This window comes from Marinimicrobium koreense (genome assembly GCF_003762925.1).
GTDB classification, from domain to species: domain Bacteria; phylum Pseudomonadota; class Gammaproteobacteria; order Pseudomonadales; family Cellvibrionaceae; genus Marinimicrobium; species Marinimicrobium koreense.
The window spans coordinates 411,437-425,256 of sequence record NZ_RJUK01000001.1 but is presented as its reverse complement, the minus strand read 5'-3'; the positions used below and the strand labels follow the sequence as shown (position 1 = coordinate 425,256).

General features: G+C 59.7%; 12 protein-coding genes. 7 read left to right on the top strand and 5 right to left on the bottom strand.

Annotated features, from left to right (window positions below; genetic code table 11):
* Window positions 1-2 precede the first annotated feature (2 nt).
* On the bottom strand, window positions 3-203 hold the full coding sequence (locus EDC38_RS01825; protein WP_024459815.1) for a DUF2788 domain-containing protein: 201 nt from the start codon (window positions 201-203) through the stop codon (window positions 3-5).
* 265 nt (window positions 204-468) lie between these two features.
* On the opposite strand from EDC38_RS01825, the gene EDC38_RS01820 reads away from it, so the two are divergent.
* Window positions 469-792: a hypothetical protein gene (locus EDC38_RS01820; RefSeq protein ID WP_123637080.1), complete on the top strand. Its 324-nt coding sequence runs from the start codon at window positions 469-471 to the stop codon at window positions 790-792.
* Window positions 793-821: 29 nt separating this feature from the next.
* Here EDC38_RS01820 and nspC read toward each other — a convergent pair whose 3' ends face one another.
* The 4 genes from nspC to EDC38_RS01800 form a co-directional block, all read right to left on the bottom strand.
* A complete protein-coding gene (gene nspC / locus EDC38_RS01815) occupies window positions 822-1,985 on the bottom strand; it encodes a carboxynorspermidine decarboxylase (protein WP_123637079.1) in 1,164 nt (387 codons plus the stop codon).
* Entirely contained in the window at window positions 1,985-3,187 is a 1,203-nt protein-coding gene (locus EDC38_RS01810; protein WP_123637078.1) for a saccharopine dehydrogenase family protein, read from the bottom strand. The genes nspC and EDC38_RS01810 overlap by 1 nt, the downstream gene beginning before the upstream one ends.
* Window positions 3,188-3,379: 192 nt before the next feature.
* A complete protein-coding gene (speA, locus tag EDC38_RS01805; RefSeq protein WP_123637077.1) occupies window positions 3,380-5,302 on the bottom strand; it encodes a biosynthetic arginine decarboxylase in 1,923 nt (640 codons plus the stop codon).
* A gap of 342 nt (window positions 5,303-5,644) precedes the next feature.
* Complete coding sequence (locus EDC38_RS01800; RefSeq protein ID WP_246004314.1) at window positions 5,645-7,261, bottom strand: pectate lyase; 1,617 nt, start codon at window positions 7,259-7,261, stop codon at window positions 5,645-5,647.
* Window positions 7,262-7,543: 282 nt separating this feature from the next.
* Here EDC38_RS01800 and EDC38_RS01795 point away from each other — a divergent pair, with 282 nt between their 5' ends.
* From EDC38_RS01795 to EDC38_RS01770, 6 genes are all read left to right on the top strand, one after another.
* Window positions 7,544-8,434 (top strand): phytanoyl-CoA dioxygenase family protein, encoded by an 891-nt coding sequence (locus tag EDC38_RS01795; protein ID WP_123637075.1) that lies wholly within the window; start codon window positions 7,544-7,546, stop codon window positions 8,432-8,434.
* 205 nt (window positions 8,435-8,639) lie between these two features.
* Window positions 8,640-9,092: an NUDIX hydrolase gene (locus EDC38_RS01790; RefSeq protein ID WP_123637074.1), complete on the top strand. Its 453-nt coding sequence runs from the start codon at window positions 8,640-8,642 to the stop codon at window positions 9,090-9,092.
* A gap of 20 nt (window positions 9,093-9,112) precedes the next feature.
* The gene (gene mnmA, locus EDC38_RS01785; RefSeq protein ID WP_123637073.1) at window positions 9,113-10,201 is read left to right on the top strand and encodes a tRNA 2-thiouridine(34) synthase MnmA; all 1,089 of its coding nucleotides are present in this window, start codon (window positions 9,113-9,115) and stop codon (window positions 10,199-10,201) included.
* A 165-nt stretch (window positions 10,202-10,366) separates the two neighbouring features.
* Window positions 10,367-11,005, top strand: coding sequence for a high frequency lysogenization protein HflD (gene hflD, locus EDC38_RS01780; protein ID WP_123637072.1), 639 nt, complete (start codon window positions 10,367-10,369; stop codon window positions 11,003-11,005).
* Between the two features lie 148 nt (window positions 11,006-11,153).
* On the top strand, window positions 11,154-12,536 hold the full coding sequence (gene purB / locus EDC38_RS01775) for an adenylosuccinate lyase (RefSeq protein ID WP_123637071.1): 1,383 nt from the start codon (window positions 11,154-11,156) through the stop codon (window positions 12,534-12,536).
* Between the two features lie 153 nt (window positions 12,537-12,689).
* Entirely contained in the window at window positions 12,690-13,817 is a 1,128-nt protein-coding gene (locus tag EDC38_RS01770; RefSeq protein ID WP_123637070.1) for a cupin domain-containing protein, read from the top strand.
* Window positions 13,818-13,820 lie beyond the last annotated feature (3 nt).

Genomic DNA, 13,820 nt, shown 5'->3' with positions numbered 1-13,820 from the left:
TATTATGGATTGATGACTTCAACCAGAATGGTCTTGATCAGAAAGCCGGCCAACCCGAGTGCCAGGGCCAGGAACAGGATGAAGGTACCGAACCGTCCTGCTTTGGACTCTTTGGCCAGGTCCCAGACGATAAACAGCATGAACAGAATCAGGCCACCAATTCCCAGGACCAGTGACCAACTTTCAAACTGCTCAATCGTCATACCTGAAAACACCTCAAATGACCGATCTTTCGACAGCCGACATTGTATAAAAAAAACGCCGGCACCGATAGCAAAGGCTTGCAAGCACCACCGTAGGAACTACACTCAATAAGCCTGTTCGCGGCGAATGGCCGCTTTTGCAGGCCAGTTCACACAAACCGACGGAACGCTTGTGGTTCAGCGTCGTCACACTGTCCGGGAGCGCGATGGCGCGCTTTCGGGTAACACCACGTCCAACAAGAACCCATTCACAGGAGTTGATGCTATGAAAACCCTTATCTGGCTCACCAGTCTGACACTGATGGCCGCAGTGGCTACCGGCTGCTCACAGGAAGAAGCCGACAATACCGTGGAAGAAGCGGCCGAGGAAACCCGCGAAACCACCCGCGAAGCCTGGGACGAAACCAAGGAAGCGACCGGCGACGCCTGGGAAGCCACCAAGGAGAAGGCTGACGAGGCGGGAGACGCAATTCGCGAAAGTGCGGACGAAGCCGGTGACACCATGCAGGAAGGCTGGGAAACCACCAAGGAAAAGAGCCGTGAAGCGGCAGATGAAATGCGCGACACAATGGATGGCGACAACGAGTAACAGGCCGGATCACAGACCCGCCGAGCCCATCAGGACAGGCGGGTCTTGAAATCCTCGTAGCCGAATTGACGCACCACTTCCAGCTCATCCGTGCGGGCGTCCCACAAGGCGATTGATGGCAACGGAATGCCATTGAAGGTGGTGGTCTTCACCATGGTGTAGTGGGACATATCGTCAAACAGCAACCGCTGCCCTACCCTGAGCGGCTCGGCGAAGCTGTAATCCCCCATCACATCCCCCGCCAGGCAGGTCATGCCGCCCAGCCGATAGGTATGGGCCAACTCGCCGGGCTCTCCGGCACTCCAGATATCCGCGCGATAGGGCATTTCCAGAGTGTCCGGCATATGGCAGGTTGCCGATGTGTCCAGAATGGCCTGGTCCAGCTGATTCCAGGTGATGTCCAGAACCTCGGCCACCAAGACACCGGTGTGGATTGCCACGGCTTCGCCGGGCTCGAGATAGACCTGCACATCGTGACGACGACTGAAGTCCGTGATCAGCTCAATCAGGGCGTCCACCTGATACCCCGGCTGGGTAATATGATGGCCACCGCCGAAGTTCACCCACTCCATCTGCTCCAACCAGGGGCCAAACTTTTCCTCAACCGCTCTGACCGTCCGCGCCAGCGGCGGCAGATCCTGCTCACACAGGGTGTGAAAGTGCAGACCGGAAATCCCCTCAAGCAGCTCAGGCTCAAAGCGACTGGCCGGCACCCCCATGCGGGAACCCGGAGCACAGGGATCGTACAAGGGGACTTCTCCCTCCGAGTGTTCCGGATTGATCCGCAGACCAAAACGCAACTGCGGGCGACGCTGCTGGGCGGCCAGGGCCAGATCGCGAAACCGGCGCCACTGGCTGAAGGAGTTGAACACCACATGATCGGAGAGCTCGAGGATTTCCTTCAGATCCGACTCCCGGAACGCCGCCGAGTAGGTGTGCACCTCACCGCCGTAGTATTCCCGCCCCAGGCGCGCTTCGTGCAGGCCACTGGCGCAGGTGCCGGACAGGTAGCGGGCGGTCAGGTCCCCCAGGCGCCAACAGGAGAACGCCTTGAGCGCCGCCAGCACCTTGGCCCCGCTCTCGCGTTGCACACGATTGAGGAGCTTCAGGTTCTCCTCCACCGCAGCGACATCCACCACGAAACAGGGGGATGGAACGCGCTGGGGATCAAACTGCTTGAACGACGCCGTCATCAGTCTTCCATGCCGGTTTTCTGGCTGACTTCTTCCACCTGCCAGGGCAAACCGTACTGGTTCAGGTCATCCATAAACGGATCCGGATCCAGTTGCTCCATGTTCCACACCCCGTCTTTCATCCACTTGCCTTCCAGCATCATCTTGGCGCCGATCATGGCGGGCACACCGGTGGTGTAGGAAATGGCCTGGGACTTCACTTCCGCGTAGCAGGCTTCGTGATCACAGATGTTATAGATGTAAACGGTCTTGGGCTTGCCATCTTTCATCCCCTGCGCCAGACAGCCGATGCAGGTCTTACCCTTGGTGCGTGGGCCGAGGCTGGCCGGATCCGGCAGCAGGGCCTTCAAGAACTGCAGCGGAATGATTTCCTTGCCCTCGAAGTTGACCGGCTCAATGGAGGTCATGCCGACGTTCTCGAGCACCTCCAGGTGTTTGAGGTAGTTGTCGGAAAAGGTCATCCAGAAGCGGGCCCGCTTGATTTCCGGGAAGTGCTTGGTGATGGACTCCAGCTCTTCGTGGTACATCAGGTAGCAGTTTTTCGGTCCGATGCCATGAGGGAAATCAAAGGAGCGCTTTTCGCTCAGCGGGTCGGTTTCCTTCCAGCCACCATTTTCCCAGTAACGCCCCTTGGCGGTCACTTCCCGGATGTTGATTTCCGGGTTGAAGTTGGTGGCAAAGGGGTGACCGTGATCGCCCGCATTGCAGTCGATGATATCCAGGGTGTGAATCTCATCCAGATGATGCTTTTTGATATAGGCGGTATAGACGTTGGTCACACCCGGGTCGAACCCCGAGCCCAGCAGCGCCATTTTGCCCGCTTTGACGAATTTTTCCTGATAGGCCCACTGCCAGCTGTACTCGAACTTGGCTTCACCCGGTGGCTCGTAGTTGGCGGTGTCCAGGTAGTGCACACCGGCCTCCAGGCAAGCATCCATGATGGTCAGGTCCTGGTACGGCAGGGCGACGTTGATCACCAGGTCCGGCTTTTCCTGCTCAAACAGCGCCACCAATTCGGGGACATTGTCCGCATCCACCTGGGCGGTTTTGATCGGCCGATCAAGCTGCTCGGCAATGGCCTTGCACTTGGCTTCAGTGCGGCTGGCGAGCACGATCTCTTCAAACACTTCGGGGACCTGGGCGCACTTGTGGGTAACCACGCCGCCGACGCCACCGGCGCCAATGATGAGTACTTTTGCCATAGTGTTGGCTCCTTTAAACCAGACTTTAATTGGTTGCGACAGTGAGTTGGGTGGTTGCGTTTAGTTTGGTTACGGCGGATGCGCTTCGCTTATCCGCCCTACGGCTGAGCGCAGCGGTATAAACCCGCGTAGGGCGGATAAGGGCGAAGCCCGCATCCGCCGTTACCCTACACCACCCGGCGCTACCTTACGCTACCGCTCAAAATACGTATAACCCCGCAAACTATCGGTAAACGCTGCCAACATTTCCTGCCGGTCGGATACCGTAATGCGCCCATCGCGCACGGCCTGCTCGGCGGTGGCGCGGAACTGCTTGAACATCGCCTGGGGGTCGTATTCCACATAGCTCAACACATCGGCGATGCTGTCGCCGTGCAGCTCGTGCACAAACTCCATGCCACCTTCGTTGTTGATGCGAATGCTCGCCACGTTGGTGTCACCAAACAGATTGTGCAGGTCGCCCAGGGTTTCCTGATAGGCGCCCACCAGGAACACCCCCAGGTAATATTCTTCGCTGGCTTTGACCGGATGCACGGACAGGGTTTCGGTATTGCCGTGCGGCCCCGCAAAACGATCCAGCTTGCCATCACAGTCGCAGGTCAAATCGGCAATGATTGCCTGGCGCGTGGGCTTTTCATTGAGCCGATGAATCGGCATGACCGGAAACACCTGCTCAATCGCCCAGGAGTCCGGGAGCGACTGGAATACGCTGAAATTGCCATAGTAAATATCGGCCAATTGCTGCGGAAGGGTTTCCAGCTCCGCCGGGATGCGCTTGAGCTCCGGCAGCAGTGCGGCAATTTTCTGCAGACCGGCCAGGTACAGGTTTTCCCCGAACGCTCGCTCCCGCAGGCTGATTTCGCCGCGGTGGAACATATCGCGGATCTGGTCCCGGTAATAGGTGACGTCGTTGTAGCTTTCCTGCAGGTTGTTGGCCGCAATCACCCGAATGGCGTGCCACAGGTTGGCCAGCTGGGCATGACTGTCTTCCGGCAGGGCCTCTGGCAACGGCGCCGGATCAAAATGCCCGACATCCAGAATATTGAACAGCAACACCGAGGTGTGGGCCACGGTGGCCCGCCCGGATTCGGTGACAATCACCGGGTGCTCAATATCGTGAGGGTCCAGCGCCTGCTGGATGGCTTCCACCACGTCCACGCAGTACTCCTGCACGGAGTAGTTCCGGCTGTGCCCGCTGGTGCTGCAGGTACCGTCGTAGTCGATGGCCAGTCCGCCGCCGAGGTCCATATACCCTAGCGGCGCGCCCTCAGCTACCAGGTCGATGTAATAGCGGCAGGCTTCGAACACACCGGCCCGGATGCTGCGAATATTGGGAATCTGGGAGCCCAGGTGAAAGTGCAGCAGCTGAAAGCAGTGCAACAGGCCCGCTTCGCGCAGGCTATCCACCACCTCCACCAGTTGGATGGCGGTGAGGCCAAACAGGCTGCGATCACCGCTGTCTTCGCTCCAATGTCCCTCGACCTTGGTCGAGAGTTTGAGGCGCGCACCGATGAGCGGATCAACGCCCAGGGCGCGGCTGCGCTCGATGATCAGCGGTACTTCTGCGGGGGTTTCCAGCACGAAAAAGCACTTGAAGCCCAGCTTGCGGGCCTGCAGGCCAAGGTCGATAAACTCGGCGTCTTTATAACCGTTGCAGATGATCAGGCTTTCCCGGTTCTGCAGGGTCGACAGGGCGATCATCAGCTCGGCCTTGCTGCCCGCCTCCAACCCGTGGTTGTACCGCTCGCCAAAACGGGCGATTTCCGCCACGATATGGCTCTGCTGGTTCACCTTGATCGGGAAGGCGCCGCGGTAGCAGCCCTGGTAGCCGGTGGTTTCCATCGCCTGGGCAAAGGATTCGTTCAGAATGCTGATACGGCTGTCCACCAGGTTTTCCAACCGCAGTAGAACCGGCATTTCCAGCCCGCGCTGCTGCAATCCGTGGGCGATATCCATCAGGGATACCGTCGCTCCCGCCTGGCCATTGCTGGGTGAGCGTACCACCACTTCACCCTCGGGTGAGACGCCAAAATAGCCGCCTCCCCACTCTTCGATGCCATACAATTCAGATGAATGGCGTGCCGACCAGGCCTGGGATTCGTTGGATTCAGTCAATGCAGCAACCTACCTCTGTTTAACGTTGGCAAGACCCCCGGGAGCCGGAGGGAGAAGATGTGCGAAAGGCGCGCAATTTTGCCCAAACCGGCCCCAATTGCAAACCTTTTTTTACCCGGCCCGCCAGTGGGTCGGATTAGCGCACAGCGCGTAATCCGACAAAAAGGCACAAGGCGGTGGTTCGTCGGGTTGTGCTCCACTAACCCGACTTACTTTTGTCTGTCGGGTTACGGTTCGCTAACCCGACCTAAGCCTGCTACGACTGGCCCGCGGGCCGAGATCATTAAGGTCGTCAACCTTGCCAGAGTTTCCCTGTACGCGCAAATGACGCGAGCCGCGCCATCACTCGCTCTGCGCCTCCAGGTAGCGAATCAACACCCCCATGTTCCTGATAAACGCCCCCGTGGAAATTCCCATGACCGGCTCCTCCGCCCGATAGGGTGAGGTATCCCACTGATCCCCCACGTGTCGGCTGCCAAAATCGCCCGCCGCAACCGCTTCCGGGGCCGGCCCGATATAGGGGTTGGAGGTAAAGCGCAGGGGCGTCGGCCAATAGCCCTGGTCGTTCAGGGTGGCGCGCACCCGGGCCGCATCGGCGGCCAGGTCACCGGTATCCACCGCCTCCTGAGCCCGGGTATTGAGGTCGGACACGCTGACATTGCCCAGAGTGAAAAAGCGGGGCAAATCGGCGCTTTGGGGCTCCAGCAACGGTGAGCCTCGGGTGGCCTCCTCCCGGGGCATGGCTTTTACCGCCCGATAGAGGGACCACAGCGCCTCGACATCGATATGCCGGGTGGAGCGATAATGGGAGAGAGCGGCGTCCGGGCTGTAATCGGCATAGTACTCGCCGTTGGTCACGTTGGAGCCCCGCCGGTGGGTGTGTAGGGCTTTTCCGGTCCCGACTTCCACAAAGGTGGGATGGGTGCGTCCATCGCGCTGTTCACTGTTGGGCAGGCGCACCCGATCAAGCCAGTCCAGCGCGGCGGGGATCGGCGCCAGAAACTTGGTATCGCCGGTCAGACGGTAAAACTTGATCAGCTGATAGACATTGGCCGCCGTGGTACCCGGCGACAGGGACTTCGGCTCATAGGTGCGTGCCCCGGCAGCCTCCAGCTCCAGCGTGTACTGCATGGCCCAGCCGGGCTGGGGCGGCCCCATCCGGGTAACCAGGAAGCTGTTCATGGCCCGGATTACCGGCTCGCGCAAGTCCGAGCGGCCCAGGGCCTGATAGCACAGCAGTAGGAACTCAATGTTCTCCTGGGCCACATCATCATTGAAAGTCAGGAACGAAGTGTAATCCGGCTGGCCATCTTTGGAGTGCTCGTAACGCAGGGGATAGCGCTGGGGCCAGCCACCAATCGGGTATTGGCTGTCGAGGACAAACTGGATCGCCCGTTCCAGAGCCGGGCGATAGCGTGGGTCCCGCTCAATCATATACAGGCGCAGGAGAAACTTCGCCGACTCCATGGTGCCCGCGTCATCAAAGGTGGCATTGCCGTAATAATGCTGGAACTCCTCCAGCCGCCAGGCGTTCTTCCCCACGGTGTTGTACCAGTGCTTCAGGGACTCCTCCCCGGCGTAGTCCGCCACATAGTTCCAGCCGCCGGACGGGTGCTGTGCCCAGATCAGGGCATTGGCCACCTCCTGTGCCGCCTCGTAGTAATAGCGGTCCCCCGTTGCGGCCAGGGCATCGAGGTAGAGATGCCCCACTGTGGCGGTGCCCGGAGGTTGAATCCAGATCATGGTGCGCTTGGCCTCCAGCTCCCCCCAGACCCGGGAGAAGTCCGGCAGGTAGGACCAGAGGTATCCGCCACGAAAACTCACCTCATCGCGCATAAAGCGGGTGGCGTCTTTCATGGTCGCTTCAATTTCGGAACGGGATGGGCCGTCGGCCAGTGCGGACAGCGGGTACACGGAAAGCAGTACGACCAGCCACCGAAGTAGCTGAGTTCGGGTCATGCGAATCATCTCTCTCACCTTGTTGTCATCGTAATTATTGTTAATGGATGTGTTTTTATACTTGGGATATTAGCGGTTCCAACCGCAAGGTCCCAAGGACTTTACCCGTCTTTTCACTTTTCGCGCACTATAAATATTTCAAAAGCAATTGGTTTTTTAAATAGAAAGTGGGGTTGAACGCTCCACTCCTAGACCCTATTTCTCCAGCGCAGGCTTGGCCAAAGCTTTCTTCTTTAATGAACCGATTGATTCCTGCGAATGATGACAGTGAATTAAGGAGGAATGACCTTGCTTAAACGATACGATCCCTACCCCTCCCGCACCGGTGACGCCGAACAGATCATACCGCGCACCGACCCGGTCATTTACGGTGCGGGCCACAGCGACCGCCCGCAAGGGCTATCCCGCGAGCAGCTGGCGCACTACGAACAGAAAGGCTTTCTCACCCTGCCCGGCCTGATGGACGACAGGCTCGACACCATTCGCGCCGAAGCGGACACGCTCAAAACCACCATGGCGGGCCGGGAAGAGCTGTACACCGAACCCGACAGCGGTGAATTGCGCACCATTTTCAAGCCCCACGCCTACAGCGAAACCATTGCCCGCATCGCCCGGGACCCGCGCATTCTGGAACCGGTGAAACAGATTCTGGGCTCCGACGTGTACCTCACCCAGTCCCGCATCAACCGTAAACCGGCGTTCAAGGGCCGCTCCTTCGCCTGGCATTCGGATTTTGAAACCTGGCATGTGGAGGATGGCATGCGCCACATGCGGGCCGTCACCGCCTGGATCATGCTGACCGATAACCACGAGTACAACGGCCCGCTGTACGTGATTCCCGGCTCCCACAAACACTATGTGTCCTGCGCCGGCACCACCGAGGAGAAGAACTACCGCAAGTCCCTGAAAAAGCAGGTGGCGGGTGTACCCGGCAAGGAGTCCCTGGAAACGCTCTTGAAAGACCACACCATCGAAGGGGTTTATGGCAAAGCCGGCACCCTGGTGCTGCACGAGTGCAACATTCTGCACGGCTCACCGGACAACATTTCCGGCGACCCTCGGGCGTTGTTGATGTTTGTCTATAACAGTGTGGAGAATGAGTTGGAGCAGCCGTTTAGTGGGCAGGCGCCGCGGCCCCATTATCTGGCCGACAGGGAGCCGAAGGTGTTGTAGCGTGTTGGAATTGCGCTAACGGCCGCAGCACGGTAGGGCGGATGCGGGTTATACCGCTGCGCTCGGCTCCGCCCTACGCGACCTTTCGTGCCCCAACCCTTGCCGATTCCCCATCCATCAACCTGACTCGCCCCCGTGCCGCCGGGCGTCAAATCCGGTAAACTGTGCCTTTCGCTTGCAAATTCCCCCGACGACAAGGATTCTTATGACCTGGGCACCCCACGTGACCGTGGCCACTGTGGTGGAGCGGGACGGCCGTTTTCTGTTTGTGTATGAACACGCCGATGAGCGCGATGTCTACAACCAACCGGCCGGCCACCTGGAACCCGGGGAAAGTCTGGTCGAGGCGGCGATTCGGGAAACCCTTGAGGAAACCCGTTGGCTGGTGAAACCCACCGCCCTGCTGAGTATCAGCCTGTACAATGCGCCGGCCAATGGCGTGACCTACCTGCGGCACACCTTTGTGGCCGAGGCACTGAAGGAAATTCCCGAGCAACCCCTGGATGACGGCATCATTGAGCCGCGCTGGCTGACCCGGGATGAGCTTCTGGCCTGTAAAGCCCAGTGGCGCAGCCCCATGGTATTGGACGCCGTCGACGAATACCTCAGCGGCAAACGCTATCCGCTTGAGCTTCTGCACCGTCAGCAGCACAACTGATTGAACAACACCGGATTCTCATGACAGCAGACACCAAACCCCGCGTCATCGTCGGCATGTCCGGCGGCGTCGACTCCTCGGTCACCGCCCTGATCCTGCAGCAGCAGGGCTATCAGGTCGAGGGCCTGTTTATGAAAAACTGGGACGAAGACGACGGCACCGAATACTGCACCGCCAAGGACGACCTGGCGGACGCCCAGCGCGTGGCCGACCGTCTGGGCATCAAGTTGCACACCGCCAACTTTGCCGCCGAGTACTGGGACAATGTATTTGAGCACTTCCTGGCCGAATACAAAGCCGGACGTACTCCCAACCCGGATATCCTGTGCAATCGGGAAATCAAGTTCAAAGTCTTTATTGAATACGCCGAAATGCTCGGCGGTGAACTGATCGCCACCGGTCACTATGTGCGCCGTCAGGACCGGGACGGGCGCACCTATTTATTGAAAGGCCTGGACCCCAACAAGGACCAGAGCTACTTTCTGCACGCGGTCGGTGAGGACGAATTTGCCCGCAGCCTGTTTCCGCTGGGGGATATCGAAAAGCCCCAGGTGCGTCGCATTGCCGAAGAACACGGCTTGGCCACCGCCAAGAAAAAAGACAGCACCGGCATCTGTTTTATCGGCGAGCGCCGCTTCAAGGACTTTCTGCAGCAATACCTGCCCGCCCAGCCCGGCACCATCGAGACGCCCGAAGGCCAGGTCATCGGCGAGCACGCCGGCCTGATGTACTACACCATCGGCCAGCGCCAGGGCCTGGGTATTGGCGGTGTGGCCGGTGCCAGCGAAGCGCCCTGGTTTGTGGCGCAGAAGGATCTGGAGCGCAATGTGCTGATTGCCGTGCAGGGTGAGCACCCGCTGCTGTATAACAACGGCCTGGAGGCGAGCCAGATTCACTGGATCAACGGCGAAGCGCCCGCACCGGTATTCCGTTGCAATGCCAAAACCCGCTACCGGCAGGCCGACCAGGCGTGCGAGGTCACCGTGGATGGCGACCGTATGAAAATTGACTTTGATGAGCCCCAGCGTGCCATCACCCCCGGCCAATCCGTTGTGTTGTATGACGGAGATGTATGTCTCGGCGGCGCGGTGATTGAGCGGGCAGTGTGATTCACGCTTTGGTAACGGCGGATGGGAGTCATACCGCTGCGCTCGGCTCCGCCCTACGGATAGCACGGCAGGTGGCGTAGGGCGGATAAGCCGGAGGCGCATCCGCCGCAACCCAACCCTGAGCATCCACAGCCATCATATTTACAAAGAGGACCTATTAACCCCGTGACTGACAAGCTCGAAAACGCCACCATCGCCCTGGCGGGCCTCTTCCAGGCCGCCGGCCTCGTGGAACAACTGGCCAAAACCGGCTACGTACCCAGCGACGCCTATCGCTGCACCATCGAGAGCCTGTTCGCCATGGACCCGCCCAACACCCGGGCGGTGTACGGGAACACCCTCGCCCACCTCATTCCCGGGCTGGAAATCCTCCAGGCCACCCTGGAGCCCGGCAACCAGCAACACAAAGACGCCCTGCGTTACAGCCTTGGGGTACTGCACCTGCAGCGCAAGCTCAGTGCGCGCAAGGACATGCTGGGCGTATTGGGCACTCGCCTTAAACAGGCGGCCCGACAGGCTGAGCTGTTCTCCAGCACCCACGAGAATGTGATCGGTAACCTGGGGGACCTTTACAAGGAAACCATCAGCACCTTCCGCTTTCGCATTCAGGTAACCGGGGATCAGGGGTATCTGCAACAGGCCCGAATCGCCAATCAGGTCCGCGCCCTGTTGTTGGCGGGCATCCGTTCGGCCACCTTATGGCGGCAGGTGGGTGGCAGCCGGTGGCAGTTGATTTTTCAGCGCAAGAAGTTGGCCCAGACGGTGGATCGGTTGTTGCGTGAGGCGAAAGCCGAGTTGCGTTGAAGTGAGTCCAGGTGGGTTACGGCGGATGCGGGCTTCGCCCTTATCCGCCGTCACCATTGCGCTCGGCCCATACAACGCGCAAAACCGCCCATTTTCCGGTACAATGCCCGCCTTTTCCAATCCGTTTGAACCCAAGCAAGAGACTCCCATGGCATCCGCAACCTTCGACCAACTCACGCCCCTGAACGCTGTTTCCCCCATTGATGGCCGCTACGGTAGCAAAACCGCTGATCTGCGCGCGGTTTTCAGCGAATTTGGCCTGATTCACTGCCGCGTCGCGGTGGAAGTGCGCTGGTTGCAGCGCCTGAGCGAACACCCCGACATCGCCGAAGTGCCGGCCTTCAGCAAAGAGACCCATCAGCAGCTGGATGCCATCGTGGCCGATTTCAGCGAGGCCGAGGCGGAGCAGATCAAGGAGATCGAGCGGACCACCAACCACGACGTGAAAGCCGTGGAATACTTCCTGAAGAAGCAGTTCGCCGGCAACAAAGAGCTGGAAGCGGTTCTCGAGTACGTGCATTTCGCCTGCACCAGCGAGGACATCAACAACCTGTCCCACGCCCTGATGCTCAAGGCCGGCCGCGAACAGCTGCTGACTCAGGCACAGCAGATCACCGATGCCATCGCCAAGCTGGCCCACGACTACGCCGCTGACCCCATGCTCTCGCGCACCCACGGCCAGACCGCCTCCCCCACCACCGTGGGCAAGGAAATGGCCAACGTCGTGGCGCGCCTTCGCCGTCAGATCAAGCAGATTGAACAGGTCGAGCTGTTGGGCAAGATCAACGGCGCCGTGGGCAACTACAACGCCCACCTGGCCACCTACCCGAACATCGACTGGGCCGCCAACGCCCAGACCTTTGTCGAAGGCCTGGGCCTGACCTGGAACCCCTACACCACCCAGATCGAACCCCACGATTACATCGCCGAGCTGTTCGATGCCATTGCCCGGTTCAACACCATCCTGATCGATTTCGACCGGGACGTCTGGGGCTATATTTCCCTGGGTTACTTCAAGCAGAAGACCATCGCCGGTGAAGTGGGCTCCTCCACCATGCCCCACAAGGTCAATCCCATCGACTTTGAAAACTCCGAGGGCAACCTGGGCCTGGCCAACGCGGTGTTTACCCACCTGGCTCAGAAGCTGCCGATTTCCCGCTGGCAGCGCGACCTGACCGACTCTACCGCCCTGCGCAATATGGGTGTGGGTTTTGGTTACAGCTTTATCGCTTATGCCTCCACCCTCAAAGGGATCGGCAAGCTGGAAATCAACCGCGCTCGCCTGGCAGCGGACCTGGACAACGCCTGGGAAGTGCTGGCCGAGCCCATTCAGACCATCATGCGTCGCTATAACGTTGAAGAGCCTTACGAGAAGCTCAAGGCGCTGACTCGCGGGCAGACCATCAACCAGCAGGTGTTGAATGACTTTGTTGACGGTCTGGATATTCCCGAAGACGCCAAGGCCGCCATGCGGGCGTTGACGCCGGGGAATTACATTGGGAATGCCGAGGCGCAGGCGAAGAAAATTTAGTTCAGGTAACGGCGGATGCGCTTCGCTTATCCGCCCTACGTATAGCACAGAGGTTGCGTAGGGCGGAGCCGAGCGCAGCGGTATAACCCGCATCCGCCGTAACCAAACGCCGTAACCCAACCTTCAACCCTGCACAACAACGGTCTCCCCCCCATGCCCCTGACCCACCTGGGCGATATGCCCGTCGAAACTTTCCTGCGCGACTACTGGCAACAAAAACCGCTGCTGATCCGCAACGCCTTTCCGGATTTTGAAACGCCTCTGGACGGCGACGAACTTGCCGGCCTGGCACTGGAAGACGAGGTGGAGTCGCGCCTGGTGCTGGAACAGGGAGAAACGCCCTGGGAACTCCGCCAGGGGCCCTTCGAGGAAGACGACTTCGCTGCCCTGCCCCCGAGCCACTGGACGCTGCTGGTTCAGGCCGTGGATCAGTGGGTACCGGAGGTTCAGGAGTTGCTGCACCACTTCCGTTTCCTGCCCGACTGGCGGCTGGATGACATCATGGTGAGCTACGCCGTGGATCAGGGCAGTGTTGGCCCGCATTTCGATTACTACGATGTCTTCCTGCTACAGGGAAACGGCAAGCGGCGCTGGCGCATCGGGCAGACGTGCGACAGCCAAAGTCCCAAGGTGGAAGATACCGCGCTGAATATTCTGCAAGACTTTGAGGGCACGGAAGACTGGGTACTGGAGCCCGGCGACATGCTCTATATTCCGCCCGGTGTCGCTCACTGGGGCACCGCGGAGGGCGACGACTGCATCACCTACTCCATCGGCTTTCGCGCTCCGAGCGTGGCGGATATCTTTACCGAGCTGAGCCAGGATATTGCCAGCCGGTTGACAAACGACCAACGGTACCGGGACCCGGCACTGGCCCCTGCGGAAAACCCCGGCGAAATTCCGGCGGACACCCTGAACGCACTGGACGCATTGATTCAGAGCCACCTGACGCCCGAGGCCATTCAGGATTGGTTCGGCCGTTATATGACCGCACCCAAATATCCCGACCTGGAAACGGAAGCTCCCGATGACACCGAACAGGGCTGGACCCACACAGCGCAACTGGAGCGGCACCCGGCCAGTCGCTTTGCCTACTGCGCCGACGGCGATCAGGCGACTCTCTATGTGGATGGAGAACAGTATTCCTGTTCACGTGCACTGGCTGAATGCCTGTGCGCTGACATTGCACCGGAAACCCGTGAGCTTAAAGCCAGTGCTCAGTCCGAGCAGGATATCGCTCTCGTCAGTGAATTGGTTGAGGCCGGAAAGCTCTGGGCCTGAGCC

Bases quoted from the DNA above. Each gene is read 5' to 3' on its own strand.
- purB (WP_123637071.1), top strand. From the start codon at position 11,154: ATGGCATCCGCAACCTTCGACCAACTCACGCCCCTGAACGCTGTTTCC.
- EDC38_RS01770 (WP_123637070.1), top strand. From the start codon at position 12,690: ATGCCCCTGACCCACCTGGGCGATATGCCCGTCGAAACTTTCCTGCGC.
- EDC38_RS01800 (WP_246004314.1), bottom strand. From the start codon at position 7,261: ATGACCCGAACTCAGCTACTTCGGTGGCTGGTCGTACTGCTTTCCGTG.
- EDC38_RS01810 (WP_123637078.1), bottom strand. From the start codon at position 3,187: ATGGCAAAAGTACTCATCATTGGCGCCGGTGGCGTCGGCGGCGTGGTT.
- EDC38_RS01795 (WP_123637075.1), top strand. From the start codon at position 7,544: ATGACCTTGCTTAAACGATACGATCCCTACCCCTCCCGCACCGGTGAC.
- EDC38_RS01790 (WP_123637074.1), top strand. From the start codon at position 8,640: ATGACCTGGGCACCCCACGTGACCGTGGCCACTGTGGTGGAGCGGGAC.
- EDC38_RS01825 (WP_024459815.1), bottom strand. From the start codon at position 203: ATGACGATTGAGCAGTTTGAAAGTTGGTCACTGGTCCTGGGAATTGGT.
- EDC38_RS01820 (WP_123637080.1), top strand. From the start codon at position 469: ATGAAAACCCTTATCTGGCTCACCAGTCTGACACTGATGGCCGCAGTG.
- mnmA (WP_123637073.1), top strand. From the start codon at position 9,113: ATGACAGCAGACACCAAACCCCGCGTCATCGTCGGCATGTCCGGCGGC.
- nspC (WP_123637079.1), bottom strand. From the start codon at position 1,985: ATGACGGCGTCGTTCAAGCAGTTTGATCCCCAGCGCGTTCCATCCCCC.